The sequence below is a fragment of the Bradyrhizobium sp. SZCCHNS3052 genome (assembly GCF_032484495.1).
In the GTDB taxonomy this organism is placed as follows: domain Bacteria; phylum Pseudomonadota; class Alphaproteobacteria; order Rhizobiales; family Xanthobacteraceae; genus Bradyrhizobium.
The window spans coordinates 1-26,683 of record NZ_JAUETB010000002.1 but is presented as its reverse complement, the minus strand read 5'-3'; the positions used below and the strand labels follow the sequence as shown (position 1 = coordinate 26,683).

The 26,683-nt window shown below is 63.2% G+C and carries 23 protein-coding genes; 9 read left to right on the top strand and 14 right to left on the bottom strand.

What is annotated here, in order from left to right:
• The 8 genes from QX073_RS08180 to QX073_RS08145 all read right to left on the bottom strand — a co-directional run bounded on the left by QX073_RS08180 (position 1) and on the right by QX073_RS08145 (position 7,887).
• Positions 1-1,134: an FAD-dependent oxidoreductase gene (locus QX073_RS08180; RefSeq protein WP_316225607.1), complete on the bottom strand. Its 1,134-nt coding sequence runs from the start codon at positions 1,132-1,134 to the stop codon at positions 1-3.
• Positions 1,131-2,537: an FAD-dependent oxidoreductase gene (locus QX073_RS08175; RefSeq protein ID WP_316225606.1), complete on the bottom strand. Its 1,407-nt coding sequence runs from the start codon at positions 2,535-2,537 to the stop codon at positions 1,131-1,133. Before QX073_RS08175 ends, QX073_RS08180 begins: the two co-directional genes overlap by 4 nt.
• Complete coding sequence (locus QX073_RS08170) at positions 2,534-2,830, bottom strand: (2Fe-2S)-binding protein (protein WP_315713257.1); 297 nt, start codon at positions 2,828-2,830, stop codon at positions 2,534-2,536. Before QX073_RS08170 ends, QX073_RS08175 begins: the two co-directional genes overlap by 4 nt.
• A 33-nt stretch (positions 2,831-2,863) precedes the next feature.
• Positions 2,864-4,000, bottom strand: coding sequence for an FAD-dependent oxidoreductase (locus tag QX073_RS08165; RefSeq protein WP_316166026.1), 1,137 nt, complete (start codon positions 3,998-4,000; stop codon positions 2,864-2,866).
• 11 nt (positions 4,001-4,011) lie between these two features.
• Positions 4,012-4,821 (bottom strand): ABC transporter permease, encoded by an 810-nt coding sequence (locus QX073_RS08160; RefSeq protein WP_316166024.1) that lies wholly within the window; start codon positions 4,819-4,821, stop codon positions 4,012-4,014.
• Positions 4,818-5,699 carry an ABC transporter permease gene (locus QX073_RS08155; protein WP_315713263.1) on the bottom strand — a complete coding sequence of 294 codons (882 nt, stop codon included), beginning with the start codon at positions 5,697-5,699 and terminating at the stop codon, positions 4,818-4,820. The genes QX073_RS08160 and QX073_RS08155 overlap by 4 nt, the downstream gene beginning before the upstream one ends.
• A complete protein-coding gene (locus tag QX073_RS08150; protein ID WP_316166023.1) occupies positions 5,696-6,739 on the bottom strand; it encodes an ABC transporter ATP-binding protein in 1,044 nt (347 codons plus the stop codon). The genes QX073_RS08155 and QX073_RS08150 overlap by 4 nt, the downstream gene beginning before the upstream one ends.
• A 116-nt stretch (positions 6,740-6,855) precedes the next feature.
• Positions 6,856-7,887, bottom strand: a complete 1,032-nt coding sequence (locus QX073_RS08145) for an ABC transporter substrate-binding protein (protein WP_316225605.1) — start codon at positions 7,885-7,887, stop codon at positions 6,856-6,858.
• Positions 7,888-8,108: 221 nt separating this feature from the next.
• Between QX073_RS08145 and QX073_RS08140 the strand changes: the two genes are divergently transcribed.
• A complete protein-coding gene (locus QX073_RS08140; RefSeq protein WP_315752780.1) occupies positions 8,109-9,038 on the top strand; it encodes a LysR substrate-binding domain-containing protein in 930 nt (309 codons plus the stop codon).
• A 124-nt stretch (positions 9,039-9,162) separates the two neighbouring features.
• Here the strand turns inward: QX073_RS08140 and QX073_RS08135 are convergent, their stop codons facing one another.
• The 4 genes from QX073_RS08135 to QX073_RS08120 form a co-directional block, all read right to left on the bottom strand.
• Positions 9,163-10,149, bottom strand: a complete 987-nt coding sequence (locus QX073_RS08135; protein WP_316166020.1) for an FAD:protein FMN transferase — start codon at positions 10,147-10,149, stop codon at positions 9,163-9,165.
• Entirely contained in the window at positions 10,130-12,334 is a 2,205-nt protein-coding gene (locus QX073_RS08130; protein WP_316225604.1) for a PepSY domain-containing protein, read from the bottom strand. Before QX073_RS08130 ends, QX073_RS08135 begins: the two co-directional genes overlap by 20 nt.
• Positions 12,335-12,350: 16 nt before the next feature.
• On the bottom strand, positions 12,351-12,821 hold the full coding sequence (locus QX073_RS08125; RefSeq protein ID WP_315752777.1) for a DUF2271 domain-containing protein: 471 nt from the start codon (positions 12,819-12,821) through the stop codon (positions 12,351-12,353).
• Positions 12,822-13,059: 238 nt separating this feature from the next.
• Positions 13,060-13,476 (bottom strand): PepSY domain-containing protein, encoded by a 417-nt coding sequence (locus tag QX073_RS08120; protein WP_316189452.1) that lies wholly within the window; start codon positions 13,474-13,476, stop codon positions 13,060-13,062.
• 161 nt (positions 13,477-13,637) lie between these two features.
• Between QX073_RS08120 and QX073_RS08115 the strand changes: the two genes are divergently transcribed.
• Both QX073_RS08115 and QX073_RS08110 read left to right on the top strand, forming a co-directional pair.
• The gene (locus QX073_RS08115) at positions 13,638-14,300 is read left to right on the top strand and encodes a response regulator transcription factor (protein ID WP_315713274.1); all 663 of its coding nucleotides are present in this window, start codon (positions 13,638-13,640) and stop codon (positions 14,298-14,300) included.
• Positions 14,297-15,622: an ATP-binding protein gene (locus QX073_RS08110; RefSeq protein ID WP_316225603.1), complete on the top strand. Its 1,326-nt coding sequence runs from the start codon at positions 14,297-14,299 to the stop codon at positions 15,620-15,622. The genes QX073_RS08115 and QX073_RS08110 overlap by 4 nt, the downstream gene beginning before the upstream one ends.
• A 754-nt stretch (positions 15,623-16,376) precedes the next feature.
• Here QX073_RS08110 and QX073_RS08105 read toward each other — a convergent pair.
• The gene (locus tag QX073_RS08105) at positions 16,377-16,595 is read right to left on the bottom strand and encodes a multiprotein-bridging factor 1 family protein (RefSeq protein ID WP_172179802.1); all 219 of its coding nucleotides are present in this window, start codon (positions 16,593-16,595) and stop codon (positions 16,377-16,379) included.
• Positions 16,596-16,647: 52 nt separating this feature from the next.
• On the opposite strand from QX073_RS08105, the gene QX073_RS08100 reads away from it, so the two are divergent.
• The 4 genes from QX073_RS08100 to QX073_RS08085 all read left to right on the top strand — a co-directional run bounded on the left by QX073_RS08100 (position 16,648) and on the right by QX073_RS08085 (position 23,828).
• Entirely contained in the window at positions 16,648-17,091 is a 444-nt protein-coding gene (locus tag QX073_RS08100) for a hypothetical protein (RefSeq protein WP_316225602.1), read from the top strand.
• Between the two features lie 1,062 nt (positions 17,092-18,153).
• Positions 18,154-22,215: a toll/interleukin-1 receptor domain-containing protein gene (locus QX073_RS08095; RefSeq protein ID WP_316225601.1), complete on the top strand. Its 4,062-nt coding sequence runs from the start codon at positions 18,154-18,156 to the stop codon at positions 22,213-22,215.
• A gap of 1,007 nt (positions 22,216-23,222) precedes the next feature.
• Positions 23,223-23,405 (top strand): hypothetical protein, encoded by a 183-nt coding sequence (locus QX073_RS08090; RefSeq protein WP_316225600.1) that lies wholly within the window; start codon positions 23,223-23,225, stop codon positions 23,403-23,405.
• 159 nt (positions 23,406-23,564) lie between these two features.
• The gene (locus tag QX073_RS08085; RefSeq protein WP_316225599.1) at positions 23,565-23,828 is read left to right on the top strand and encodes a hypothetical protein; all 264 of its coding nucleotides are present in this window, start codon (positions 23,565-23,567) and stop codon (positions 23,826-23,828) included.
• Positions 23,829-24,491: 663 nt separating this feature from the next.
• Here QX073_RS08085 and QX073_RS08080 read toward each other — a convergent pair.
• Positions 24,492-25,112 (bottom strand): sigma-70 family RNA polymerase sigma factor, encoded by a 621-nt coding sequence (locus tag QX073_RS08080; protein ID WP_316225598.1) that lies wholly within the window; start codon positions 25,110-25,112, stop codon positions 24,492-24,494.
• 86 nt (positions 25,113-25,198) lie between these two features.
• Between QX073_RS08080 and QX073_RS08075 the strand changes: the two genes are divergently transcribed.
• Together QX073_RS08075 and tnpA are read left to right on the top strand one after the other, a co-directional pair.
• On the top strand, positions 25,199-26,107 hold the full coding sequence (locus QX073_RS08075; protein WP_316225597.1) for a protein-L-isoaspartate O-methyltransferase family protein: 909 nt from the start codon (positions 25,199-25,201) through the stop codon (positions 26,105-26,107).
• A gap of 390 nt (positions 26,108-26,497) precedes the next feature.
• The coding region (gene tnpA, locus QX073_RS08070) for an IS66 family insertion sequence element accessory protein TnpA (RefSeq protein ID WP_410052362.1) at positions 26,498-26,683 on the top strand (186 nt) is incomplete at its 3' end.

Genomic DNA, 26,683 nt, shown 5'->3' with positions numbered 1-26,683 from the left:
TCATGTGGATGGTGAAGGGATGGAGTTCTGAAAGCGCGCGATGCTGAGATCGCCGATGCGCGTCTGGGTGCCGCCGTGCGCGATGAGCTCGGCCATCACCGCGCCGGCGCCGGGGCCGAGCTGGAAGCCGTGCGCCGAGAAGCCGAACTGGTGATACAGCCCGTCGTGAACGGCGCTCGGCCCGAACACCGGAATGTCGTCGCGCATGCGCGCCTCGATGCCGGCCCAGGCGCGCACGATGGTCGCGCGGCGCATCACCGCGAACAGTTCCGCGACGGTGCGCGCGCTCTCCGACAGCTTGCGCCAGTCGAGCACGGTCTCGTTGCGGTCCTGGTCGGGCGTTGCAAGATGGCCCCCGCCGATCAGCACCGTGCCGTTGGGGAACTGCTTGAACGACAGCTTGCGGCCGCGCAGGATGACGACGGGATCGATGAAGTGCGCGACGGGCGACGTGATCATCAGCATCGGCGCGATGGTCTCGACCGGCACCGGCTCGCCGCACTGTTCCGCAATGCGGCCGGCCCAGGCGCCGGCGGCATTGACCAGCACCGGAGCGGCAAAGCTCTCGGAGCCGACGTCGACATGCCAAAGCTTGCCGTCCTTGCGGATGTTCGTCGCCGCCACGCCCTCGCGAATGAGCGCGCCGAGCTGCTCCGCCTTGCGGCGGAACGCCGTCGTGGTGCGCGCGGGCTGCGCCGCGCCGTCGCGCCGCGACACCACGCCGCCCGGACAGCTCTCCGCCACCGCCGGCACGAGGCGACGCAATTCCGTGCCGTCGATCAGCTCCTCGTGGCTGAAGCCGCGCGCGTTGAGATCGGCGACGCGGGCGCGACAGGCGTCGAGCTCCGCGTCGTTCTCGGCGATCAGCACCTGGCCGAAGCTTTCGAAGCCGCAATCATCATCGACCAGGTCGCTGATGTTCTCCCAGATGCCCATCGAGCGGATCGACAGCGGAATCTCCGCGACGTCGCGCGCGAGCTGGCGCACGCCGCCGGCGTTGACACCGGAGGCGTGGCGGCCGGCATAGTCCTTCTCGATCAGCACGGGCTTGAGCCCTGCCAAGCACAGATGCAGCGCGGTGGAGCAGCCGTGAATGCCACCACCCACGATGATGGCATCCGTCTTCACCGTCATCCGCGCACCACGGCCTTGGTGGCCTCTTCGGTCTTCGGCAGGCCTGCGAGCTCCGACAGCATGATCGGCTTCACCGGCGCGCGCAGCCGGTAGTAGCCGATCTCCTGCGGGGTCTTGCCGCGCGCCTCGGCCATCAGCTCGGTGACGGTGAGGCCACACAGCCGCCCCTGGCACGGCCCCATGCCGGTGCGGCGATAGGCCTTGAGCTGGTTCGGCCCGGTGGCGCCGATCGCGACGGAGTCGAGCACGTCCTTGGCGGTGATCTCCTCGCAGCGGCATACGATGGTGTCGCCTTGCGGGATACGGAACTGCTTTGCCGGTTGGAACAGAACGTCGAGGAAGGTCCTGCCGCGCTCGGCGCGGGCCAGCTCCGCAGACCTATCGGTGACCTTTGCGTGCGGGCGAAGCGCCTTGATCGCATCCCCGCCCGCCCGCCGGCCGCGCACCACGGCCGCCTGCGCACCGCCAATGCCGGCGCCATCGCCGGCAATGGCGATGCCGGGAATGGAGCTGTTACCAAGGGCATCCAGCACCGGAGTCCAGCACAGCTGCAGCTCGTTCCAGCGATGCTCGACACCGGCGGCCATCGCGAGATTCACATTGGGGACCACGCCCTGATGCAGCAGCAGCAACTCGGCCGCCAGTGTCTCGCGCTTGCCGCCCGCTGTGGCGTAGCTGACCGCCGAGAGCTTGCCCTCGCCCTCTGCCACGAGTTCGGTCACGCCGCTGGTGACGCGCACCTTCGCGCGCACCTCGCGCATCATCGCGAGCCCCTTGCCGAAATAGGGCGAGGTCAGGAACGCGAGGGCATGAGGCAGCGCCGCGATGTAGTTGGCGCGCGGGGTGGTGTCGAGAATGCGATCGATGCGGCCGCCGAGGCGCAGGATCTGCGCCGCGAGCAGCCACAGCAGCGGCCCCTGCCCGGCCAAAATCGTCGGGCAGTCAGGCACGAGGCCGGAGGATTTCAACATCGTCTGCGCCGCGCCCGCGGTCATCACGCCGGGCAGGGTCCAGCCGGGAATCGGGAACGGACGCTCCTGCGCTCCGGTCGCGATGATGACCCGCTTGGCCTTGATGAAGGCCGAGCCGCCGGCCACCGAGACGCCGATCTCGAGATTGCGGTCGAGGCTCCACACCGTGGCGCGATGAATGATCTCCGCACCGCTGTCGCGCGCGGCTTTCACGAGTTGCTTGCCGGACCAATAGTCCGCGCCGAGCAGCGCTTCGCGCTTCAGAGGCGTCGCATCGATCGCACGCCAGACCTGGCCGCCGGGGCCGGTGTTCTCGTCGATCAGCAGCGTCGACAGAGCGGCGCCAGCCGTCATCTCTGCAGCAGCGAGGCCCGCAGGACCGGCGCCGATCACCACGACGTCATATTCATCATGCTTCGGCGCGGCGCTCATTTGCCGATCTCCCGCTTGCCCTTCTGGACTTCGATCTGCATGCCCTCGGCGACAGGCACGAGACAGCCTTGCCGGTTACCGACTCCATCGATGGTGACGAGGCAGTCGAAGCACACGCCCATCATGCAATAAGGCAGGCGCCTTGCGCCGCTGACCGCGGTGGCGCGCCGGACGTCGAGGCCGGAGGCGAGCAGCGCCGCCGACACGGAGTCACCCTCGCGCGCGGCAACCGGCTGGCCCCCGACATGGATCGTCACCGATCCCCTCGCATCACCCTCAGTTCGTTTGAACATCATCGTCTCCATGGCGCCTTGCGCCGTCATCCCTCAGTAGTAGCCACTGCCGCCCGCTCCCGCTTCGCTGTCGAAGCGGCTGGCTGTGAATGCACCGACCAGCTCCGGCTCGAGCGCGCCGTCCTTGACCATGCGCGCGATGTCGAAAGCGTGGTTCGCCGCGAGCGTCACGCCGGAATGGCAGCAGGCGACGAAGGCGCCCGGGTGGCTCTCCGACTGCTCGTAGATCGGGAAGCCGTCCTTCGGCATCACGCGGATGCCGGTCCAGCTCCTGACGACGTTGAGCCGCGCCAGATGCGGGAAGGTGCGCTGGGCGCGATCGGCCATGACCGCGTTGATCGGATGGTTCTGCACGCGGTCGTCGAGCTCGTCCTCCTTGCTGTCGCCGATCATCACCGTGCCCTCGTCTGTCTGGCGGATCGTGGTCAACGGATGCGGCAGGAACGGCATCGTGCGCTCGGTCACGACGATCTGGCCGCGCGTCGGCCCCATCGGCGCCGACAGCCCGACCATCGGCGCCAGGGTCTGGTTGGCATTTCCCGCCGCGAGCACGACCTTCGCCGCGCGGATCTCGCCTTGCGCCGTCGTCAGCCTGAACTCATTGCCGTCCAGCGCGATCGCCCCGACCGCACGCTCCGGCAGATAATCGACGCCGAACTGCTTCATGCCGACGTGCAGGGCGCGGAAGGTGCGCAGCGAATTCACGTGACCGTCATAGGGGCAGAAGCTGCCGCCCGAGACCTCCGGGCCGATCAGCGGCAGCATCTTCTTCACCTCGGACGCCGGCAGCATCTCCATTTGATAGTCGGCGGCGCCGACCTGGTTGTGCATGCGCGCGACGAGCTGGGTGCGCTGCTCGTACTCGGCCTCGCCGAGGGTGAGATGAAAGCCGCCGTTCTGCTGCAGCACCACGTCGAGACCGGTCTGCGCCTTCAGCTCCTCGGCGAGCTTCGGCCACGCCTTGGAGCCGCGCACCGTCCAGCCGGTGTAGGCCGGCATGCCCAGGCCCTTGCTCTGCACCCACACCAGCGCGAAGTTGGCGCGCGAGGCACGCTTGGCGATGTCGCCCTCGTCGAGCACGGCGACGCGCTGGCCGAGCCGGCCGAGCCCCCAGGCAATCGCAGAGCCGAGCAGGCCGCCGCCGACGACGGCGACGTCATAGTCTCTCATCGTAGTATCTCCTATCGTCCTGCGTCGCCGCCTTTGGCGGTGAGCACGCGGTCGAGGCCATAGACGCGATCGAGCACGATCAGAACGGTCATGGTGATGGCGATGACGCTGGCCGACACCGACGTCACCAGCGGATCGATGTTGTCCTGGATGTAGAGGAACATGCGCACCGGCAAGGTCTCGGTGCCGGGCGTCGCCAGGAACACGGTCATGGTCAGATCGTCGAACGACTGGATGAAGGCGAGCATCCAGCCGCTCACGATGCCCGGCAGGATCGCGGGCAAGGTGACGCGGCGAAACATGGTCCAGCCGTCGGCACCGAGCGAGACCGCGGCCATCTCGATCGACCGGTCCATGCCGGTCGCGGCCGCAAGCGTCAGCCGCAGCGCGAACGGAAACACCACGACGACATGGGCGATCACCAGCGCCACGAAGGTGCCGCCGACGCCGACCGACGTGAAGAAGCGCAGGAAGGCGATGCCGAGCACGACGTGCGGGATCATCAAGGGCGACAGGAACAGCGCCGACAGCGCGTCACGGCCGCGGAAGCGATAGCGGCTGATCGCGAGCGCCGCCGGCACCGCGAACAAGAGTGCCACACACGACGACAGCGCGCCGAGCCACAGGCTCACGCCGAAGGCGTGGACGAATTCCGGATAGTCGGCGAGCGCCCTGAACCAGCGCAGCGAGAAGCTGGTGATCGGGATCGACAGAAAACCTTCGGGCGTGAACGCGACCCAGCACACGACGACGATCGGCGCCACCATGAAGACGACGAACACGGCATGGAAGATCAGCGCCAGAGGGCCGTTCCGGCTCATCGGAACACCTCCTGATAGCGGCGCTCGATCAGCGCGTTGGATCCGACGACGATCAGGACGAGCGCGATCAGCAGCAGCACGGCGACCGCGGCGCCGAGCGGCCAGTTCAACGTATTGAGGAATTCGTCATAGGCGAGCGTCGCCGCGACCTTGAGCCTGCGGCCGCCGATGATCGCCGGCGTCGCGAACGCGCTGGCGGACAGCGAGAATACGATGATGGCGCCCGACAGCACGCCCGGCATGATCTGCGGCAGCACGATGCGGCGGACCACCGTCAGCGAGCTTGCCCCCAGCGACAGCGCCGCATTCTCGACCTGCGGATCGAGCCGCTGCAGCGCGGTCCACACCGCGAGCACCATGAACGGCATCATCGCGTGCGCCAGCGCGATCACCATGCCGGTCTCGGTGAACATGAACCTGATTGGTGACTCGATCAGGCCTGATGTCATCAGGAGCTTGTTGGCGAGCCCGTTGTTACCGCCGAACAGGAGCGCCCAGCCGAGGGTGCGCGCAACGACCGAGATCAGCAGCGGGCCGATGATCACCAGCAGGAAGAGACCCTTCCACGGCCCCTGCATGCGGTTGAGGATATAGGCCTCCGGTACGCCGAACACCGCCGTGATCAAGGTCGCCAGCACCGCGACGCGGAAGGTGCGCCAGAACATCTCCGCGTAGTAGGGATCGTCCACGATCTCGCGCCAGTTCTTCAGGATGAAGACCGGCTCGATGCCCTTGTACTGGCCCCAATCGTGGAACGACAGCATCACGGTCATCGCCAACGGGATCACGACGACGCCCAGGAACAGCATCAAGGCCGGCAGCGCCAGCGAAAGGCCGGCGCGCGTCTCCGACGAGTTGGACGCGATGGTCGCGCTCATGCTGCAGCCTTCGCAGCGCGCAGGCTCATGTCCGAGACCTGCCAGACGAGATGCACCGCTGCGCCCTGCTCCGGCTGCGGCTGGCCGTCATTCTGCCGGATTACGATGGCGGGCCCGCATTCGGTGTCGCATTGGAACAGCCAGTGATTGCCCTGGAAGATGCGGCTCGTGATGCGCCCTGCAAGCCCGGCGTCGCCGAAGTTGATGCGCTCGGGCCGGACGCTGACGGCGACGGAGCCGGCCACGCCGGCCGGCGCCGGCGCACTCCACGATCCCGCGACCAGTCTGGCCTGCCCCCCGGTGTGGTCCACGGTCGCAGCAAACTCGTTGGTCTTGCCGAGAAACTGCGCGACGAAGGCGGAAGCCGGCTGCTCGTAGACCTGCTGCGGCGTGCCGATCTGCTCGATCCTGCCTTTGCTCATCACGACGATGCGGTCGGACAGCGACATCGCCTCGATCTGGTCATGGGTGACGAGGATGGTCGTGGTGCCGAGATCGCGCTGGATCTGGCGCAGCTCGATCTGCATGTCCTCGCGCAGGCGCGCATCGAGGTTGGACAGGGGCTCATCGAGCAGCAGCAGGCTCGGCCGGATCACCAGCGCGCGCGCGAGCGCAACGCGCTGCTGCTGGCCGCCGGACATGCGGCGGGGATGACGGTCCTCATAGCCGGCAAGGCCGACCAGCGCGAGCGCCGATCGCACGCGCTCCTCGCGTTCCTTGCGCGCGACTTTGCGCATCTCCAGGCCGAACGCGACGTTCTCGGCGGCGGTCATGTGAGGAAACAGCGCGTAGCTCTGGAACACGATGCCGAGGCCGCGCTTCGCCGGTGGCACTGCGACGAGATCCCTGCCCTCGAGGCGGATCGCGCCGTGTGAGGGATCGAGGAAGCCCGCGATCATCTGCAACGTGGTGGTCTTGCCGCAGCCCGAGGGGCCGAGGAACGAGATGAACTCGCCCTTGGCGACGCCGAGGCTGAACTCTTCGACGGCCGCGTTGGGGCCGAAAGATTTGCCGACGCGATCGATCTCGAGGAAGGACATGCTTTGGATCCAGATGGGCGAGGAATACTGGCGCCCCGCGCACGGTGCACTTCCCTTCCCCCTTGCGGGGAAGGGAGAACACCGTCGTCAACGAGAGGCTCGCAACAAACAACCAGTCAGCGTTCGACTTCGCGATTCCAGCGCTTGGTCCATTCCTCGCGCTTTTCGTTGACCACGGTCCAATCGGGCGCATAGACCTTGGCGGCGCGTTCGCCGATCGGCGCCATCGCGCCCACGCCCTCGGGGACCACGACGGACTTCACGACCGGGCCATAGCCATATTCCTTCAGCATCGTGAGCTGGATCTTCGGATCGAGCAGCAGCTTGATGAAGCTCGAGGCCAGCGGCGAGACCGACGGCTTGGCGATCGGACACGCCGTCGTCAGCAGGCTCACGGCCCCTTCTTTCGGATAGACGAAATCGACCGGGAAGCCGGTGTTGGCAAAGCTCTGCACGCGACCGCTGCCCCACACCGCGATGACCGCCTGCCCCGATTGGAACAGCTCGGTCATCTTGCCGGGCGACGGCTCGTAGGCCAGCACGTTGGGATTGATGTCATTCTTGAAGATCTTGAAACCGGCATCGACATTGCTCTCGCTGCCGCCGTTCATCTTCGCCAGCATCAGGAGCACGTTGAGGCCGTAGGTGTTGTTGATCGGCGGAATGACGAGCAGCTGCTTGTATTTCGGATCCTTGAGATCGCTCCACGAGGTCGGCGCGGCCCAGCCTTTCTCGGCGAACACCTTCTTGTTGTACATCAGGCCGGTGGCGACGAGGCCGATGGCGACCGCCTTGTCGTCCTTGAAGCGCGCGACCTCCAGCAGATCGCCGGGCAGTCCGGTCACCTTGTCGCAGAAGCCGAGCTGGATCGCCTGATACATCGGGCCGTCATCGACGATCGCGACATCGATCTGCTGGTTGCCCTTCTGCGCCTGCAGCTTGGCCAGGGTGTCGGTGGAGTTGCCGGCGACGTATTCGACCTTGACGCCGTTGGCCTGCTCGAACGGCGGGATCACCTCCTCGCGGATCGTCTTCTCGAACGAGCCGCCATAGCCGGCGACATAGAGCGTCTTCTGCTGAGCCCAGACCTGCGAGGCAGAAGCCAGGATGGCGACACCGACCGCCATCAGGAGTTTAGGGTGCTTCATCGGACCGATCTCCATCATCTTGGATACGAGACGGTATTAAAAAACCGTCCCAGGGAGATCGGCTTGCCCAATGGCATCCGCTGATCCAGGAAACCCGGAGCTGAAGAGCCTAAAAAACGAGCCTTCCCTCACCCTGCCAAAAAAGATCGCAGCAGAGGCTTTGATCGTCCAATGAATAATGGCACCGTATTCATACGCGAATGTTATGGATGTGAGGACGCATGGCGCGAATCAACTCGCGGCAGGTCGAAGCCTTCCGGGCGATGATGCTGAGCGGCAGTGTGACGGAAGCCGCCAAGCTGATGGCGGTGACCCAGCCGGCGGTCAGCCGGCTGCTGCGCGACCTGCAGGCGCTGCTCAAGATGGAGCTGTTCGAGCGCCGCGGCACCGGCCTGGTGCCGACCGCGGCAGCGACGGCGCTCTACATGGAGGTCGAGCGCTCCTTCGTCGGGCTCGATCGCATCACCGCGGCCGCTGAGGAGATCCGTGGCCGGCGCACCGGGACGCTGCGCATTGCCGCGCTCCCCGCGCTCGCCAATGGCTATCTGCCGCGGCTCGCAGGCCACTTCCTGCAGGAACGGCCGAACCTCAACCTCGCCTTCTTCGGCGTGATCTCGCCGATCGTGATCGACTGGGTGCTGAACGCGCAATGCGACGTCGGCTTTGCCGAGGTGCCGATCGCCCATGCCGGGCTGCCGAGCATCAAGCTGCCGGCGCTGCCGCGCGTCGCCGTTCTCCCCGCAGGCCATCCGCATTGCGCGAAGACGATCTTGGTGCCGCGCGACTTCGAGGGGGAGACCTTCATCTCGCTCTCGTCAGGCTCCACCAGCCGGCATCTGATCGATCAGATCTTCCATCGCGAGGATGTCAGGCGCGTGCTGCGGGTCGAGACGACGCTGTCGGAAATCATGTGCGGGATGGTGTCGTCGGGATTGGGCGTCTCGATTTGCGATCCGTTCACCGCGCGCGAATTCGACGGCCGTGGCGTGGTGATGCGGCCATTCATGCCGCGCATCGATTTCGAATTCGCCGCGGTGTTCCCACCGCAGCGCAGCCCCTCGCCGGTGGCGCTGGACCTCGTCGAGTCGGTGCGACAGGCCCTGGAAGAGCTCGGCCGAGCATCGATCCCTGGAGAAACCGATGAAGGTTAGCTGGGCGAACCTAGAACCCGCTGATTGAGCGGCGTGTGATCTGCTCCTTGCTGAGAGCCACCAAGGCCGACGCCCTCGCCACGGACCAGAACGCGGGAATGCTTGTGATTGAGAGTCTGCCGGTTTACGGGCTCATTTCCTGCCGCGCGCCCCGAGGCTCATAGAACAAGGGACCGACAGGAATCTCCAAGAACGTCTCGTTTTGCCGCTGGATGAGCAGTGCATCCAGTCCTTGCTTCTGCGCCAGCGCCTTGCCTTGCTCCGGACCGAGAACCATGAGCGCAGTGGCCCAGGCATCGGCGTCCATGCAGCTAGCGGCAACGACTGAAACTGACGCAATTCCATTTTCTACCGGACCGCCGCGCGATCGGTCCATCGTATGAGAGAGGCGCTTTCGCCCGATATCGACCCAGCGCCGATAGTCGCCCGACGTCGCGACCGCCGCATCACGCAATTCGATCACGCCGAGCGGACCGCGCCGTTCATAGTCAGGCGCTTCCACCGCTACGCGCCACGAGGCTCCGTCTGCCTTGGCGCCCCGCGCTTTCAACTCTCCATCAAGCCCGACCAGCGCATTGGAGACGCCGAAGATCTCAACCACACGCATCATCTCGTCCACGGCAAAACCCTTGGCGATGCCCGAAAGATCGAGGGCGAAGTGGCTATGTTTGCGCGCCCTTCGTCCCGGCACATCCAGTTCAAGAACAGTGTGGGTTGGTGGCATCCGCTCGCGAAGAGCCGCGCGAAGCGCTTGCGCGTCTGGCGCCGAACTGGGAGGTCCGAAACCCCAGGCATTGACGAGACTTCCGAGGCCGACGTCAAAGGCGCCGCCCGAGGCGCGTCCGATTGCAACTCCCCGCTCCAAAACCCGCATGAGTTCAATCGGCAAGGATTCCCAGGTGCCCGGCGACGCTGCATTGAGACGCATCAGGTCGCTGTCCGGCTTCCATGTGGACATCTGATGGTCGACGCAATCGACGGCGTGAGCCAATGCGGCTTCCAGCGCGGCAAGATCGGTCGACGGCGGTGCATAGAGCAGCGCCGACCAGCGCGTTCCCATGGTGGCGCCGCTCAATACATGACGGAGCAGGTCAGTAGACATCTTCAACATACCTCCCTTGGGCTTTGAGTGCGACAGGATCCAGACCGAGGGGCGCCAATACGTCCGCCACCGCCTGCATGACGTCCGCTGCCATGTCGCGCCCGCCACAGACCATGACCTGCGCTCCGTTGGCGACGAGTGCGCGCAGGCGATCGGCGTCATCGCGCAGGCGATCCTGCACATAGCCGCCGCCTTTCACGCGCGAGAAGGCAGTGGTGAGGCTCGTCAGTCGTTTCTCACCCAGCCAGCCATCGATTTCGTGCTCATAAAGAAAGTCCGAGGCTGGATCGCGCCCGCCGAAATAGAGATGCATCGGCCGGCGCCCGCCGTTGGCACGAACAAATCCTGCCAGCGGACCTATGCCGGTGCCGGCGCCGATCAGGATCACCGGTTTTCGTCCATGTGAAGGACGGAAAACGGGGTTTGCCTTCAAGAAGGCCTCGACCCTGTCGCCCGGCTGAAGGCCGTGAAGCAGACCGGAGCAAAGTCCGCCCGGACGCTTGCGGACGCAGATTTCGACGAAGCCATCACGGGTCGAACTTGCCAACGAATAGTAGCGCGGCAAGTTGCAGTCCGGCGGCAGAACCGCGATCAAGTCGCCTGCGGCGAAGCGCGGCCAGGCATGCCCTGTGAGGCGCGCGAACATGCCGCTTCTTGGCAGCGCGAAGCGCAGCACGCAGGTTGGCGCCTGCACCTCCGCGCCGTAATCGACGCGTTCGATGAGCGTCAGCGTATGAGTACGCGGCCGCTCCGGCAAATGTATCAGCGCAATGTCTTCACCCATGACGTCCGACAGGGCCTCGCCCCACCGCGCAAACTCTTGCCCGGACTGGCGGTCGATCGTGACCAGCGGCATCAACGATCTCGAACCTTTACGCGCCAGGGCCGCTTCGACGTCGCGGGCGAATTGACAGAATTGCGGGAATTGCCGATCACCGAAGCCGAGGACCGCGACCGGAAAAGGCAGTGGCGCGGTGATCGCGTCGAGACGTTTGAGGAACGCGCCGGCTGTCGCCGGCGCTGCGCCGTCGCCATAGGTTGCCGTCAGCAGGAACATGCGCTGCGTCAACGGATAGGATCGTAACAAGCTGTCCATCGGAGCGACGTGAACCCTGTGCCCGTTGGCCGTCAGCGCGGCATGCAGCGTGCGGGCGAAGCCCCATGTGCTGCCGCCCTCGCTGCCGACCAGGATCACGGTGTCGGCATCTTGGGCGGGAACGTTGTCGGTGATGGGAGCGTGAGCGTGCTTCCTGCTCGACCACACCACGGCTCCGCTTAACCCGAGCAGCGGCACGCCGAGGGCGCTGACGCCGAGCAGCAATCCAAGCCACCAGAGCCCTTGCCCGGTGTGCAGCATGTAGATGAATTCGTAGATCTGCCGGGCGACCGAATTGTCCTGCCAACCCAGCAGCTCTCCACTGACCGAGTCGACGTAGCCCTCGCCTGCAGCCGTGGCTAGCTGGAAGAGATCGTTCGGATTCGCGGGGTTGGGAAACGTCAATTCACGCAGTTGGGAAAGATCGATGCCGCGCAAAGCCTGAATTTGCTCGACCGGAAGAGCTTGGCCGCGGCTTGTCACGCTCGGAAATGCGGACACCTGTGCCGTGCCGTCCGGGATCAGTCCGAACGTCGTGAGCGACAGATACAGCGCCGTCATCGCCGACAGCACGAGCCCGAAGGCCACCAGCCGACCGAGATCGGTATGCAGGCGTTGCATGCCGCCGCCGCGGGAGCAGCCGAGAATGTGCCGCCACCCTCCCATGCGCCGGGCCGTCATCTGCAGACCTGACAGCGTCAGGACAAGCATCGCGAATGCGCTCGCGCCTGCGGCCATGCGTCCGCCATCGCTCAGAAAGAACGAGCGGTGCAGGTTTGTCATCCAGCGCTCGAACGGGGAGCGCACGTAGTCCGAAACCGGCTTGCCGCTGGAAGGGTCCACCACGCTCGCGGCCGGGCCCGCTGCTCCGGAGTAGAAGGCGATGACCTTGCCGGAGGTCAGTCGCTTGATCTGCTCGACGCCAGGATATCTGTGGGCGATCCGGCCGGCGAGGTCGGCGACGCTAATGCTGTCTGGCGATATCGCACCAGCTCTTTCCCAAGCCGGGATCACCGACAGCACCGCTCCGCTCAGGACAAGCACCATCAGCGGCAGGATGACGGCAAAGGCCAGGCCCCTATGAATCCAGCGCAGCATCACACCCATCCTAAGGCTACATGTCGTAAGCGAACGAGCGGATGTAGGTGCGCCCTGCCAGCGGCCGGCCCGCGCCCGCGGATGTCAGCGGAACGACCACCTCGGACGGGCTGTCGCGCATGTCCTCGGCGGCGGCGTCGATATGCAGCTTGTAGCCCGCATCGAAGAGCGCATCCGCAAGATCGAGCGTGATTTTCAGCGTACGGCCGGCTCCGACGCTTGCGCCGGTGATGCCGTTGATATCGGCAAGGTTTCCACGAGAACTGCGCTCCCAGCCGCTGAGATGGCTGTAATATTTGGACTTGGAGCCCGCCATCCACAGCGTGCCTTTGTAAGCTCCGGTCGCGTCGGTCACGTAGAGCGCCAAATACGCGCCGTTCCCGCCGTAGTTGTTGAGCGTCGTGGTCAACGTGACGGGTCGCGCCATGGCCAGCCCGGGGGCGGTCAGCGCGGTGGTCAGGGCAAGGGCGGCAATCATCGATCTCATTTCTGTCTCCGACAGTGGCGTTTCTATCGCGCCATAACTGAATGGCGCGGCTGACGTGCTCCTGAAGGCCGATCCGATTCTGCTTCAGGTCGCCGTCAGGTTGGCGCTCTCTGCAAAAGCAAACGCCCCGCACGACGCGGGGCGCGCTAGAACGCGATGTCGCGTTCGCTCGATTCAGGCGATGTCCGTCGGTCGGGCCAGCCTTTTGCGTCCCACGATGCTCGTCGCTTCCGGACCGCTATTGAACTTGGACCTTGGGGGCCGTGCCGCCCTGAATAAGTCCGTTGGGGGGCGGCGCCGAAGGCGCGGCTGCTCGTCCTGGTCCCGACTGATCGCCTCGCCGGTCTCGGTCACCTTCATCATGATCCTTGTCGTGCTCTCCGCGTTTTTGCTTCACGCGGATCACAGCCAGAGATGCAGGATCAACCTTTGCCTCGATGGCGCGACCGCCTTCGTCCTGTCCCCTGATCTCATAGCATCCATCGTCGATCTTGATTCTGCGCACCGTCCAGCCGCGCGCTTTCGCCATTTGTTCGACCGCTTCGCGCGGCTGCCATTGCGCCATGGGCGCGCTGCAATCGTCATCATCGGCCAGCGCCATGCCGGGGGTCAGCGCCCCCAGCAGAATGGCGGCAATCAACACTGTCCTCTTCACGTTCTCTTGCTCCCGCTTCAAGGCTCCTGCCTGCCTTCTTCTTGAGCCGGTTTCCTGACGTTGACCTGAAGACGCCGCGACTTTTGCTTCAGGTCAACGTCAGAATCTCCTCTATGATTATCTCTAACCTCACAGGTCGACGGGGTGCGCGGAATGACCCGATGCGGATATTGCTGATCGAAGACGACACGATTCTGGGGGCGGCAGTACGCGACCAGATTGTGTCGGATGGCCATTCCGTGGACTGGGTGACCCGCTTGGATGCGGCACGGGAATATCTTGGCACCGCGGCCTATGACCTCTTGCTCCTGGATCTCATGCTGCCGGACGGCCGCGGTATCGGACTGCTGCGCGATCGACGCGCCAAGGGAGACGTGACGCCGGTCATCATCCTAACGGCGCTTGATCAATTGTCCGACCGGATCGAAGGGCTCAACGCCGGCGCAGACGATTACATGATCAAGCCCTTCGATCTCTCGGAGCTTACGGCGCGGCTGAACGCCGTCGCTCGCCGCTATGCCGGCAATCCGAACCCGCTCATCCGAATTGGCGATCTTCAGATCGACCTGGCCGCTCGGTCGATGACGCGTGCAGGAAAGAGCATCGCCCTGACAGCGCGGGAATGGGTGCTGCTCGAGGCTTTCTTGCAGCGTCCACGGCAGGTCTTGTCCAAATCGCTGCTCGAGGAACGGCTCTATTCCTTCGGCGAAGAGATCGAGAGCAACACCATCGAGGTCCATGTCAGCCGGCTTCGCAAGAAGCTCGGACACGCCGTCATTGAGACCGTGCGAGGTCTCGGCTATCGGCTGGGAACCGCCTCATGAAAGGCCCGCGTAGTCTGCAGTGGCAGATCTCGCTGTGGCTCGGGCTCGGCGTCGCACTCCTTTGGATTGTTGCAGCCGTCGTGACCGGCCAAAGGCTGCGTCACGAAATGAACGAAGTATTCGATAGCGCGCTCGAGGAAACGGCTCAGCGGATTCTTCCACTTGCGGTGCTCGACATCCTCGGCCGTGAGGCAGACGGCACGTCTCAGCGTATCGCTACGCTGAGGCAGCACGACGAGTACTTCACTTATGTGGTCCGCGACGAGCGCGGCACCGTACTGCTGCGCTCGCACGGCGCCGACGACGCGATCTTTCCTCCTTTCTCCAAAATGGGGTTTGTCGACACCCCAACCCATCGAATCTACTTCGACACTGCAGTGCGAGGCACGATGACGATCGCGGTGGCGGAGCTGCTGACACATCGCCGCGAGGTCGCGAACCAGGCGCTCCTCGGGCTTGCCTGGCCGTTGGGATTGCTCATTCCCCTCAGCCTTCTCGCCGTATGGGGCGTCGTGCGCGTTTCGATGACCCCGGTCAGGCGCCTACGAAGCGACATTGAAGCGCGCGGCACCGGCGATCTGTCCTCGGTTCCAGCCGCGGGACTGCCCTCCGAGATCGGACCGATCGCCGGTGCCGTGAACGGCCTCCTGGAGAAGCTTCGACGCGCGCTGGAAGCTGAGCGAAGTTTCACGGCCAATTCCGCGCACGAACTACGGACACCGGTGGCTGCCGCGCTCGCGCAGACGCAACGGCTCATCGCCGAGACCAGGGACACCGCGGCCCGAACCCGGGCCCAGCAGATCGAGGTGGCGCTGCGGCGGCTTTCGCAATTGTCTGAAAAGTTGATGCAACTCGCGAAGGCGGAAGGTGGACGGCTTCAGGGCAAGGAGACGACCGACATCGCATCGGTTCTGAAACTGGTCGTCGGGGAGATGATGCGCGATCCGGCTGCGGCCGGTCGGCTCGCCGTCAACATTCCTGCTACGCCGGTCCTTTTCGATATCGATACAGATGCCTTTGCCATTCTAGCGCGCAATCTCATCGAGAACGGCCTCAAGCACGGAGCGCCCCACGCGCCCGTCGTTGTAGCTCTTTCCAACACTGGCGTGCTGACCGTTACAAATGAGGGAACAGCCGTTCCGCCGGAGTTGCTGGAACGCTTGTCTCGCCCGTTCGAGCGTGGCAGCACCGATGCCGACGGCTCGGGATTGGGCCTCGCCATTGCAAAAGCCATCGCCTCCGGAGTCGGGGCCGAGCTTGTCCTGACATCCCCTTTGCCTGGAGCGCAGGGCGGCTTCCAGGCGAGGTTTTCCGCGCCGTGAGTTCGTGGGCGGCTCGTCCATGGTTTTTAGAGGAATTGGGAGCAGATTGGGATGTGGCAATTGGGGCCAATCAGCAGGCCGGCGGCGAATCACGCGCGCGTGGCGGCCAGCTCTTCGAGAAGCGCTACGGTAGCTGTCAGGCTTCGGCTCGGCGGCGTCATCTGATTGGCCACCTCGCGCGCGCGAGTGGCGCATCCTGGCTCCAGAACGGTCCGCAGGTCACGGCGAAGGGTCGCTTGCGTCGTTGCGGAAAACGACGCGAGGTGCCGACACCCAGGCGTCTGATCCGTGTCGCCCATACCGGCTGGTCGGCGCCGATCCAGAGGACAAGAGTTGGGACGTCGGAGCGAACGCTCGCGGCCATGGTGCCTGAGGTGCACCCCGACGGCACCAATCAACGTTCAAAGACATTGAGGCTGGACGCCACCGAAGATCGCGGCTGGCTAGCCGTACGTCCCCTGGTTCGCCTTTCAAACTATTGAGAGCAGACTGTCGAAAAACACCGTCTGAAAAACCGTTAGTTTTTCAACCTCAGACGGTGTTTCTGCATAAGTCTTTGAAAGGCTTGGTGGGCGCACTAGGGCTCGAACCTAGGACCCGCTGATTAAGAGGCCTATGATTTTGTAGTAGGATCAACCGCCATTCCGACACTTATGTCTTCAGACCTGCATTGAATCCTCGATTGAAGTTTCTCTTGTCGGAATGCCGGATATTGTTGATGGCCCCGGAACTGACGCCATGCCGGAATCATTCCTTAGCGGTTCAAGCGGACTCCAGGTTTATCGCCGTCAATAAATTCGACCCCGGCTGCCTCTAGGGCCCGTCTGATCGCCGCCAAGTTGTTAATCGCAGGAAGCCTGCGCCCCTTCTCAAAATCGCGAATAGTACTCTCGCTCAGATTCGAGCGAGCCGCCAATTCAGCTTGAGACCAGTCCAGCAGCCCTCTAGCTGCCCGAGATTGATCGGGGGTCATCCAACCGCCATTTCATGGGACACTGTTTTTCGTCTACCAGCCACGAAAAGCGTTGACATCCGCGATTATTAACGGTAATCGTTTACAAAAAACGATTTCCGATGACCGGAGCTCGATTTATATGGGCGCGGATTTTGCAAACGATTGCAGATCGGACCGATCTCAAAGCCCGGACGCTGATCTGTTGAAACTTGAGGGCCAATTTATTGCGCTGATGGCGGAGCTGGATGGCCAAGTCGGTGAGCCCGCTCCCTCCCAGGATTTCGTAACGACGAAGGAGGAGGCGCTGCTCGCGCGTCTAGATCCGATAGAACGAGCGATTATGGAGAGCCCCGCACAGACTATTACCGGCTTGAGTGTGAAAGCGCGTCACTTGGCCCACGTTCTTTCCGAGTACTGGGAAGATCCGATCGACCAGATAAGCTGGGAAGGACGAGCAGTTCGCTTGCTCGTTGAGGCAATCTGTGAGGTGGCAAGGGTACCGTTGCGCACTTGAGATCAACGACAGAAGATTGCGCCCCAATCGTCGTTGCCGCGCCGGTCCAATACTGAATCGAGCAAGCGTAAACCGATCATTGAGCTCGCGAGCTATTCTCTAGCATTAACTGATGCGATGCTCGTCGGTCGCCGTCGCTAGGGAAGTAGGGAAAGAAAACTAATTCAACGGACTAGCAATCCGTTTGGGGAGAAACGGCAATATTGTGAAGGTGGTCTTCTCCCAAAAAAGTAGACAGGGTTAAGCTGCTTTTAGCTCCATCTCGATCGGGCTGTTTCGACGCTCGGCGGCCGCGACATCTATCCTGCAAGTCGAGCCGATCAAAGGCGCACTTGCTCGCCGGAGATTGCATCCACACCGACGACAGCACTATCCCGCTCCTCGCAACGGCAGCGCGCTCAACGGCATGTGTGTATGGACCTATGTACTCGACGATCGTTCACGTACCGAGCACGCGCTGGCGGCAACTATGCTCTTCTACTCGCCCGACCGCGCCGGCGCCCTTGCTGAGACGCATCTTTTCCCATATTTCAAATTAGCGCGTGTGTCGGCTACAACGCTACTATGAATAACCATGCAAGTAGTTCCGGACCATCGAGATCGACTGCTGCACTCATCCACGTTGTATGTTATTAGAGACTTTCAGCTGAGATCGCGAGCAAAGCGACCGAGACGGTCGATCAGCTGTTCACGATCGAGTGCGAGATCAAGGGCCTACCGGGCGCAACAGCGCGTTACCGTTCGAAATTAATAGTTGCAGAAGTTCGGCAGAGCGTCCAGCGGCGGCGTCTCGTCGCGACATTCTCGCCCATCCTGACACAGTGACCGCCTAGGCCACAACACGAGCTGAATTGCTCCCGAAACTATCGCGCGAACCAGCATCATCAGCTCGAAGCTCATCGCCAACTCTGGCAGGACTGACCATATCCCGTTGAGTGGCGGTTTCCAACAACATAGATTTATAGATATTCTTTGGCTGTACGCCTAACATCGATGGGTGAAAGGGGTGGGTACCACTAGGAAACTATGCCCCTTGGAATCGGATTCATCCTGGGGCTGAACGTGCGCATCTTCATCAGCTTCGCGTCGCGCGATCGAGAACTCGTCAGGCAGCTCGACACGCGACTTCGACTGCATAGGCCGGATATCTCATGTTTTCTTGATGAGCGTGGCTTGACCGGCGGTGTCTACTGGATGCCGAGTCTCGCCAAGGAGCTGGCTGAGGCGGACGTCGTGCTGCTTATGTTGGGCCAAAGCATAGGGCAATGGCAAGAGCTCGAATATTACGAGGCGTTGCAGCTATCGCGGCAGACGGAGCGAGAGGGACGCCCGCGCATTATTCCCGTCGTCATCGCCGATCGACCCGCGCCAGGCCTTGCCTTCCTATCGACGCTGCATCAAATCTTCGCGCCGCACCTGCCGGATGACGCCGCATTCGCTGCGATCGAGAGCGCACTCGATGCCGCGCCGTCATCCGACGATTGGGAGCCATGGCGTCGGTTCCAGCCTTACAAGGGGCTACCTGCCCTAACTGAGACGGACGCAGACTTCTTCTTCGGACGAGAAAAGGAGACGGCCGACATCCTCGACCTGCTGTCGAGCGCGAGCAGGCGAGCCGTAGTTCTTATCGGACAATCCGGCGTCGGAAAATCATCGCTGGTTTTGGCTGGCGTGCTGTCGCGGCTGAAATCGCAGCTGCCGCCGCTCGGGGAAAAAAGCTGGCCGGAAGCATTGAGGGACAGCCGGTCCTACCTTCACGTCTCGATGCGTCCTGGCCGAGAGCCGGTCAAGGAACTGGCCGCCAGCTTCGTCAAGCTCTACGGCACCAGCGCGCCGGCAATCGAGAAGGAAGCCAAGGAATGGGTCAAGCAGTTCCAGACCGGCTCGCAACTCCGCGACATGCTGCGACTAACACGGGACAGGATTGCGGAGGAGCATGGCGGCGTCCAGCCGAAGCGCTTCGTTCTCTACGTTGATCAGGGCGAAGAGAACTACACCCGCGCCCCGGCTGACGAGGCGCGCTTGTTCTCAAAACTGCTGATCGACGCAGCGGAGGACGACTCCTTCACGGTGCTTCTGAGCCTGCGCTCCGATTTTTACAGCGATTTCCAGAATGACGCACTGTTCGATGTGTCGGAGAGGTTCGACGTGCGGCCGCTTGGCCGCGACGTCCTGGTCGACGTCATTCGCAAGCCGGCCGAGACGCTGGGCGCGCGTTTCGAGGACCAAAAGATCCCTGCACTCATCGCGGGAGCGACGCAACGCGAGGCTGGCACGCTGCCGCTACTTTCGGACCTACTGCAGGAAATGTGGCTCAACATGCTCGACCGCGGCGATGGCGTGCTGCGCTGGTCCGATCAGCCTGGGATAATCGACATCAGCCTGCCGCTCAAGCGCCGCGCCGATGCCTTTGTCGCAGTTGCAAGGACCAATGAGACCGCCATCCAGCGGTTGTTCACTCTACGCCTCGCGCAGGTGTTTCCGGCAGGCGAAGCCGTACGCCGGCGCGCCCGTAAGTCGGAATGCAGCCCGGAAGAGTGGTCTTTGGCCGAGAGACTCTCGGGCCCAGATCAGCGCCTGCTGACGATTTCGACGCCAACGCTCGGTGGCGAGCCGGTCGTCGAGGTCGCGCATGAGCAACTGCTGCAGCGCTGGCCGCGCCTGAAGGAGTGGCTCGACGAGCAGCGCAAGTTCCTAATCTGGCGCACTGAGGTCGAGCAGGAGGCGAAGATCTATGCCGAGCTACCCGACGAGCAGAAGCCGGCCCAGCTGCTGATGGGATTGCGCCTGACTACTGCGCAGCAATGGCTGAGCTCGCGAAGGGACGATCTCGGCTCTGAATTGTTGTCATATGTCGACACTAGCATCGAACGGCAGGAGAGAGAAGATGCTGACAAATTGTCAACACTCAATCGCTTGAAGGACGCCGAGCTAGAAGTCGAAAGGCGACGAGCTAATGACGCCAGAAAAAATGAGCAATTGGCCAGAAAGGTGGCAGCGAACGCGCGTCGATTGACCGGCGTGGCCTTCACACTACTGTTGATCCTTGCGTTTATAGTCATCGTAACGCCGTTCGTCGGATCAATCCGTCCGCTTCTACCAAAAACGGCAGAAGCGCTTCTAACTCCTCAGTTGCCGGAGGCGCTGCCAACTAGCGAAGCTTACTGGCTGGACCAAAACTGGTCGAATGAAGAACGCCACTGGTTCCATCACGCTCAGCTAGGTGCTGCCACCTTCCCCATTGCGTACAGCTGGTTCATGGCGATGGAGCAACCCAACTTCTCGCTGTTTGGTACGCCAGGCCTGATCTCTGACAGCACCTATCTCGAACGCTTCGGCTTTATCCCAAGTCCGAGGAGCGTCGACGGAGACCCGCGCGCTCTCAGGTCGTTCGGCTATGCCGCGACGACCGTTGCCAAGATCGACATTGCGCCGATGCTACCCGCCGGCCTGAAGCCAACCCCGGCCGGCAATGAAGGCGGCCTGCCGGTCGGCTTCGCCCGGCTCAGCGGCGTTACCGATCCAGCGACGGGCGCCGCCCAGTCCGACAAGATCGGCCTGACCTGCGCGGCCTGTCACACCGGCAGCATCCACTACAAGGGCGTCAGCGTGCGCTTCGACGGCGGTCCCGGCATGGTCGACCTGCGCAAGCTGGAAGAGGCCATGGGCTTTGCGATGATCTTCACGCAATACGTGCCCGGCCGCTTCTCGCGCTTTGCCGATCGGGTGCTGGGGCCGAACGCCACGGATGCCGACCGTGATGCCCTGAAGAAGGGGCTGAAGGCGGCGACCGACTTTGCGCTCAACATGCAGGCCAAGAACTACCAGACTGCGATCGAGGCGAAGGGCCAGACCGAGACCGAGGAAGGTTTCGGCCGACTTGATGCGCTCAACCGCATCGGCAACCAGGTGTTCTATCTCGACATGGCCGCCAGCGGCATGACGAACATGCTAGGCAATCAGGAAGCGATCGATGCGCCGGTATCCTATCCGCCGATCTGGACCGTGCCGTGGTTCTCATGGGCGCAGTATGACGGCTCGATTTCGCAGCCATTGATCCGCGACGCGGGCGAGGTGCTCGGCGTCTCGACCCAGATCATTTTCTCGCCGGAGACGGCGAGCGACAAGCTGTGGCGGTCGTCGATGGCGATCGAGAACCTCGTCCATATCGAGGACATGCTGCGCGGCCCCGACCCGTTCGCGACCACGACGCCGGCATTCGGCGGCCTGGCTTCGCCGAAATGGCCGGAGAAGCTGTTCGCCGGTGACGACGCCTGGAAGATAGACCCGGCCCGCGTCGAGCGCGGCCGCAAGCTCTACGCGGCCGTTTGCGTCGAGTGCCATCTCGGCCCGGTCGCCGATCCCGTGTTCGACAAGACCTATCCGGACAAGAGCTTCTGGAAGATAAAGTCGGCCGACGACTGGGAGAGCAAGGGCTGGAACGCGACGGGGCCGATCCTTGACTTGGTACAGAAGCCGGTAGAGGCAATGCAGACCGATCCCGGACAGGCCAACATTTTCGCGGTCCGCAAGGTCAAGGTACCAGGCTTTCTCGGGCTCGATCCGGCCAAGGACTTAAAGGGCTGCAACCTGCCGCAGGGCTCGACTACCGAGATGCCCTACGCGCTAGCGCTGATGGCCGTCGTGCAGAAGGCAAGCGACAAATGGATGGAGGACCGCAAGCTCTCTCCAGTTGAGCAGGCTACGCTGTGGGGCGATCGCAGGAACTGCCCGAACCCGGCCGGCAAATCCTATCGTGCCCGCCCACTGAACGGCGTCTGGGCCACCGCGCCCTATCTGCACAACGGCTCAGTGCCGTCGCTGTACTGGATGCTGACGCCAGCTGCGGAGCGGCCGACATCGTTCTGCCAGGGCGCCCGCGACTATGATCCGAAGCATGTCGGCTTCGACGTGCCGAAGGGTGGCGAGACGTCGTGCAAGGTCGGCCAGTCGCTGTTCGCCGCCAAGGATACGAACGGCAAGCCGATCAAGGGCAACAGCACGCTCGGCCATTCCTTCGAGGGGCCGACCAAGCCCAATAAGGACTACCCGAACGGCATCATCGGCGGCGCCTTCCCCGAGGAGGAACGCTGGGATATCATCGAATATCTGAAAACTTTGTAGTACTTTTCTCACATAGAGTGGCGCTCGCCGTATCCCACTCATGGCAAGACCGCCCGTCGTGCCAGTTTGCCGCACGATTTCGGCTTGCACTGTCGGGCCAATCTCCTCGCCGCCTCGCGCTCTCTGAAGGCGTTTCTCGATCGTCACGAACCGTGGAGCGTGGGATGCCAGGGCAGCGTCGGGTCGCAGTGCGCGTTTCGCGTGCGAAATTACGACGCCATTGCGGACGATCAAGCCGTGTGGTCCCGATGTCCCGACGCTGTTGTCATGGTCGGTGACGACGACGGGGCAGCAAGCAAGTCCGGTCCCTAGGGAGCGCGGAGCTGCTCTTAAGTCCATCTCTCAGGGAAGGCAGGATGTCTCGGCCAATCCTGTGGTGACTACTGCCGCCTTATCTTACTGCAGGCGGGCTATGGGTGCCGCCTGCACGCGGCCCTCCTGCGCCCTTCCTTTAAATTTGCGCCGAAGGAGCGCGCACGCGGACCGCGAGGCTACGGAGCCGCGCTTACAGGCTCGAGATTAAACGGTTGAGCGCCGGGAACGGCTCTCGCTAGGTAAGAGGGAAAATGCTAGCGGATCAAGGCGTTTGCCAGTTTTCTATCCTCGGTATACTGCCTTGGCCGTATCCTCGGTTCCATCTCTCTCCAGCCCTTACGGGCCGCCCTGTGCTTAAAAGGAAACTGGTGAGCATGGGGCCGCCCCGGTCCCTTCTGCCTCCTGGGCCCGCTCTGTGCCTTGCAGCCATTCCGCAGGATCGGGAGCTGGGACGAGACATCACGGAAGAGCTTCGGCTTCCGTCGCCTTCACGGCGTCGCCGGCTCTGTATCCGCCCGGAGCTTCCTCCCGCCACTGCTCCGAGCACGAGCTGGGGGCTCCCCCAACAGTACCGATCACTTCCCTTTGTGGCGACTGGCACCCAGCAAATGCCGATATCGATTCCGTAGCTCTATGATCGCTACCCGATCGAGTTCACCTCGTTTGTAGCGTTGGCGCAACTCAGTCCGTGCTTGGTCCGGGAGCGCGGCAACCAATTCCCAACCTTCAGCGACGTCGCCGAAAAGCTCGACAATTCCCGGATCAAGGCGAGCATCATCCTGGAGCTCGGCCATCTGATCGTGCGTCCCGCCAATGGCGTCCGGCCGACCATCAAGAGCGCGGTCTCCTGGCAGAAAGGATCTGTTTTTATCTAGTTCTTTATAGGCAGGTCCCTCAGGGCCCTGCGGTGAGTCTTTATACGCAGGTCCTTTTTGGACCCGCGGAGCCGCGGGTCCCTTTCGACCCCGCGGACGCGCCGACTTATCCACAGACACCGGCACGTCGCGGACGACGTAATCAATCTCACCGAACCGATGTCCGTCGACAATTCGTTGCGCTTCGCGAGTGACGTAGCCAGCGGCGATCAACTCTCGGAAGATGCGCTGGAGCTTCTTGCGGCCGACCAGGAGGGTGCGGCCGACATGATCGAGGCGGACGTGCCACTTGTGCGGACGCGACAAGAGATGGCCAAGGACGCCCTTGGCCTCGACAGAGAGGCGGGATCCGCGAAGACAGCGTTTGGGACGATGGTGAACTGCGCCCTGTGCTCGCGACGGACGATGGTCACTGGCGACTAACCGTCCAAGCGTCCCCATCCACATGATTGCCAACTTCAGCCGGCCGACGGCATCCAACCCTACCTTTGGGATGGCGCGCGAGGCTCACACGAGTATTCGCCTCGTTCAGGAGCTTGCCGGACCTCGCATTCGTCGGTGTGCGCAACTCACTCTGGCAATGGCCGCACGGCGGCATAGGTCGATTGTGCTATAGCAACTCCGGGCTCGCATATCGCCGAGTCTTCGCCGTGCTACGCCGCTATACAATCAGACCCGTTCGCGTGGGGTCGAGGGACACGAACAGCATCACCGCGCTGACCGTTGCCGGTGCGAGGTTGGCCATAGATGGCGAGGAGGCCCCAACCAGCCGCCGCATCCGTAGCCGATCGAGCCTCGCAGAGACCGCCCTCTTCCCCACCTTTAGGGGCCTTCTCCTACCCGATCAGTGCCGGTTGTGATGTGACGGAGCAGGCTGCGGACCAGGCCGTAGGTCACTGGAGTTCCCGATTGCGGTTCCCGCTCCATCGGCGGCTTGCGCGGCCTTGATGAGACGCCTGACCTGCCGTGCGGTGCCAGCCAGGGCACGTCCCTGGATCTCCCGCAGCTCTTCGTCAGTCGCTGCGATGATATCATCACTGAGCGCCTCGAGCAGGCGCGCGAGTTCAAGGCGGGGGTGCCAGCGTGTCATGGCGTGCTCCAATTCCGTTGGTGGCGGAGCAGCGCGCGCCGCATTCGCCGCCGCGCAGTATCGTAATCGATATCCGAGATGCCATACGCCCGGCAGATGTCCCTGGCCGTGAGGCCGTTGGCCAGCCCGTCGATGATCTGCAACACGACCGGATCTCCTGCAAACAGCCGAAACACCTCGGCGAGCCCTGCGACCGCGACAGCCACGCGTTCGGGATCGGACAATTCGTCAACGGGATCGCTCGGAACGCCGTATTGGCCGGGATCATCGCGACTGACCAGTAATCGTTGCTCGCTCCGAACACGCCGCCAATAGTCGTCGCAGATGCTGCGCATGACGCCGGACAAGAAAGCCAGGATCGGCACGCCCAGCGGCCAGACCCGCGATCCGTCGAGAACGCGGAGAATGGCCTCATGCAGCACGTCGGTCCAGCCGATCCCTCCGGGCAGCCCGCGGCCCCACAATTGCGCCAGAGCCTTCAGCCGTACCAGATCGGTCTCCGACAAGGCCTCGATCGCCGCCGCTGCATCGGCGGCGGTGCGACCGGTGTTCGAACCGACTCCAGAGGTGCCAATCGATCGTTCCATGACCCCTATTATGCGGCCGAGCAAATACATTGCGGACAGCCTCGGGAAGAATTTTCGGCTGTGTCCGCGCGACCGATCCGAGATCCGCATCCTCTCCATGCTGAGAGGAGAGAACCGTGGATCACATCGCCCAAGCACGCCGCTGGTATGCCGAGGACCTACGCTGCAAGACGCCAGTTCTGCGCAACCCACACATTGTCGAGGCCTTCGGCGCGGTCCCGCGAGAGGCGTTCGTCGGGCCAGGTCCCTGGTGGATCATACCCTACCCCTACCAGGAGCCGTTCATTACCCCGGACGAGCATCCGAGTTGGCTCTATCACGACGTCCTGGTCTCGATCGACCCGAGCCGGAAGCTCAACAATGGGATGCCGAGCTTTTGGGCCCGCAACTTCGAGCACCTCGATATCGCACGGGGTGAGCGGGTGCTGCAGATCGGAGCGGGCAGCGGTTACTATTCAGCCGTGCTCGCCGAAATCGTCGGGCCCGCCGGGCGGGTGACGGCGGTCGAAGTCGACCCGGCTCTCGCCGCTCGAGCCCACACCAACCTCAACAGCTGGCCGCAGGTCCAGATGATCTCGGGCGATGGCCGAAATCTCCATGCCGACGCGAGCGAACATGACGTCGTGATTGTGTTCGCAGGCTGCACGCATCCCGCTCCGCAATGGCTCGATAGCCTCGCCGAAAACGGCCGGCTGCTGCTCCCGCTGACCAGCGAGGATTGGTCCGGCTTCCTGCTGCGCGTGATCCGTCGCGGTGCTTCCTTCGAGGCCTCGTCGATCGGTGGGGTCAGCATCTTTCCCTGCACAAACGGCCGCGACGAGGACGCCAGTCGCAGGCTGAAGAACGCCCTCGAGAGCTCGACCACATTAAATGTTCCGATCCAGGCACTCCACCGTAGCATTCCGTCATTCGCCGAGACCGAACGGGTCTGGTATCAAGCACCCGGCTTCTGGCTGGAGCGACAAGGATCCGAGGTCAATGCGGCCGCACAGCAGGCCGAGGGCGGCAGCGGCGACACTGCCTGAGGAGCGATCCGAGGAACCGGCCAAGATATGCTCTCCGGCGTCGGCGCCAGGCATCGGCGCAGGCTCTGAGCCACGATGGCCGCAATGGGATTTATCTGCGTTCTTGCGCTTGCCGCCGAACTGATCCGAGCCTTTCGCTGGAGTTCGCCAAACTACGATCGGTGCTGAATTGGCCTTTGACTTAGCTAGCAGATATCTCAATAGCGGCACGCTGACCGACCGACCGGCACGGTTGAACGCAAGCCACGTCAATGGCTTGCTGTTCAACCGGCGAGCCGCTTTTATCTTGCAGCTTTAATCGGTCGCTTGTAACCGTCCGGTCTCTGCACCCCTTCCCCCCCGTGTGTTGTCGTTCCATTTCGGGTTCTCTGCTGCTGTGGAGAATCTCCGGTGGGATCCAAACATTTCGAGAACAAGGCGCGCCGCGAATGGTGGTCGCTGCACATCGAAGCGTGGCGTCGAAGCGGTCTCGGGATCCGCAAATGCTGCCAGCAACAATGTCTGACCGAGAACACGTTGCGGCGTTGGCTGAAGCGGCTGGCCGGCAACGAGACTGCGCTTAAGCTCGAGAAATAT

Excerpts from the sequence above, each read along its gene's own strand:
- QX073_RS08180 (WP_316225607.1), bottom strand. The coding sequence starts at position 1,134 with ATGACGGTGAAGACGGATGCCATCATCGTGGGTGGTGGCATTCACGGC.
- QX073_RS08175 (WP_316225606.1), bottom strand. The coding sequence starts at position 2,537 with ATGAGCGCCGCGCCGAAGCATGATGAATATGACGTCGTGGTGATCGGC.
- QX073_RS08170 (WP_315713257.1), bottom strand. The coding sequence starts at position 2,830 with ATGTTCAAACGAACTGAGGGTGATGCGAGGGGATCGGTGACGATCCAT.
- QX073_RS08165 (WP_316166026.1), bottom strand. The coding sequence starts at position 4,000 with ATGAGAGACTATGACGTCGCCGTCGTCGGCGGCGGCCTGCTCGGCTCT.
- QX073_RS08160 (WP_316166024.1), bottom strand. The coding sequence starts at position 4,821 with ATGAGCCGGAACGGCCCTCTGGCGCTGATCTTCCATGCCGTGTTCGTC.
- QX073_RS08155 (WP_315713263.1), bottom strand. The coding sequence starts at position 5,699 with ATGAGCGCGACCATCGCGTCCAACTCGTCGGAGACGCGCGCCGGCCTT.
- QX073_RS08150 (WP_316166023.1), bottom strand. The coding sequence starts at position 6,739 with ATGTCCTTCCTCGAGATCGATCGCGTCGGCAAATCTTTCGGCCCCAAC.
- QX073_RS08145 (WP_316225605.1), bottom strand. The coding sequence starts at position 7,887 with ATGAAGCACCCTAAACTCCTGATGGCGGTCGGTGTCGCCATCCTGGCT.
- QX073_RS08140 (WP_315752780.1), top strand. The coding sequence starts at position 8,109 with ATGGCGCGAATCAACTCGCGGCAGGTCGAAGCCTTCCGGGCGATGATG.
- QX073_RS08135 (WP_316166020.1), bottom strand. The coding sequence starts at position 10,149 with ATGTTGAAGATGTCTACTGACCTGCTCCGTCATGTATTGAGCGGCGCC.
- QX073_RS08130 (WP_316225604.1), bottom strand. The coding sequence starts at position 12,334 with ATGCTGCGCTGGATTCATAGGGGCCTGGCCTTTGCCGTCATCCTGCCG.
- QX073_RS08125 (WP_315752777.1), bottom strand. The coding sequence starts at position 12,821 with ATGAGATCGATGATTGCCGCCCTTGCCCTGACCACCGCGCTGACCGCC.
- QX073_RS08115 (WP_315713274.1), top strand. The coding sequence starts at position 13,638 with ATGCGGATATTGCTGATCGAAGACGACACGATTCTGGGGGCGGCAGTA.
- QX073_RS08110 (WP_316225603.1), top strand. The coding sequence starts at position 14,297 with ATGAAAGGCCCGCGTAGTCTGCAGTGGCAGATCTCGCTGTGGCTCGGG.
- QX073_RS08105 (WP_172179802.1), bottom strand. The coding sequence starts at position 16,595 with ATGACCCCCGATCAATCTCGGGCAGCTAGAGGGCTGCTGGACTGGTCT.
- QX073_RS08085 (WP_316225599.1), top strand. The coding sequence starts at position 23,565 with ATGTCCGTCGACAATTCGTTGCGCTTCGCGAGTGACGTAGCCAGCGGC.
- QX073_RS08080 (WP_316225598.1), bottom strand. The coding sequence starts at position 25,112 with ATGTATTTGCTCGGCCGCATAATAGGGGTCATGGAACGATCGATTGGC.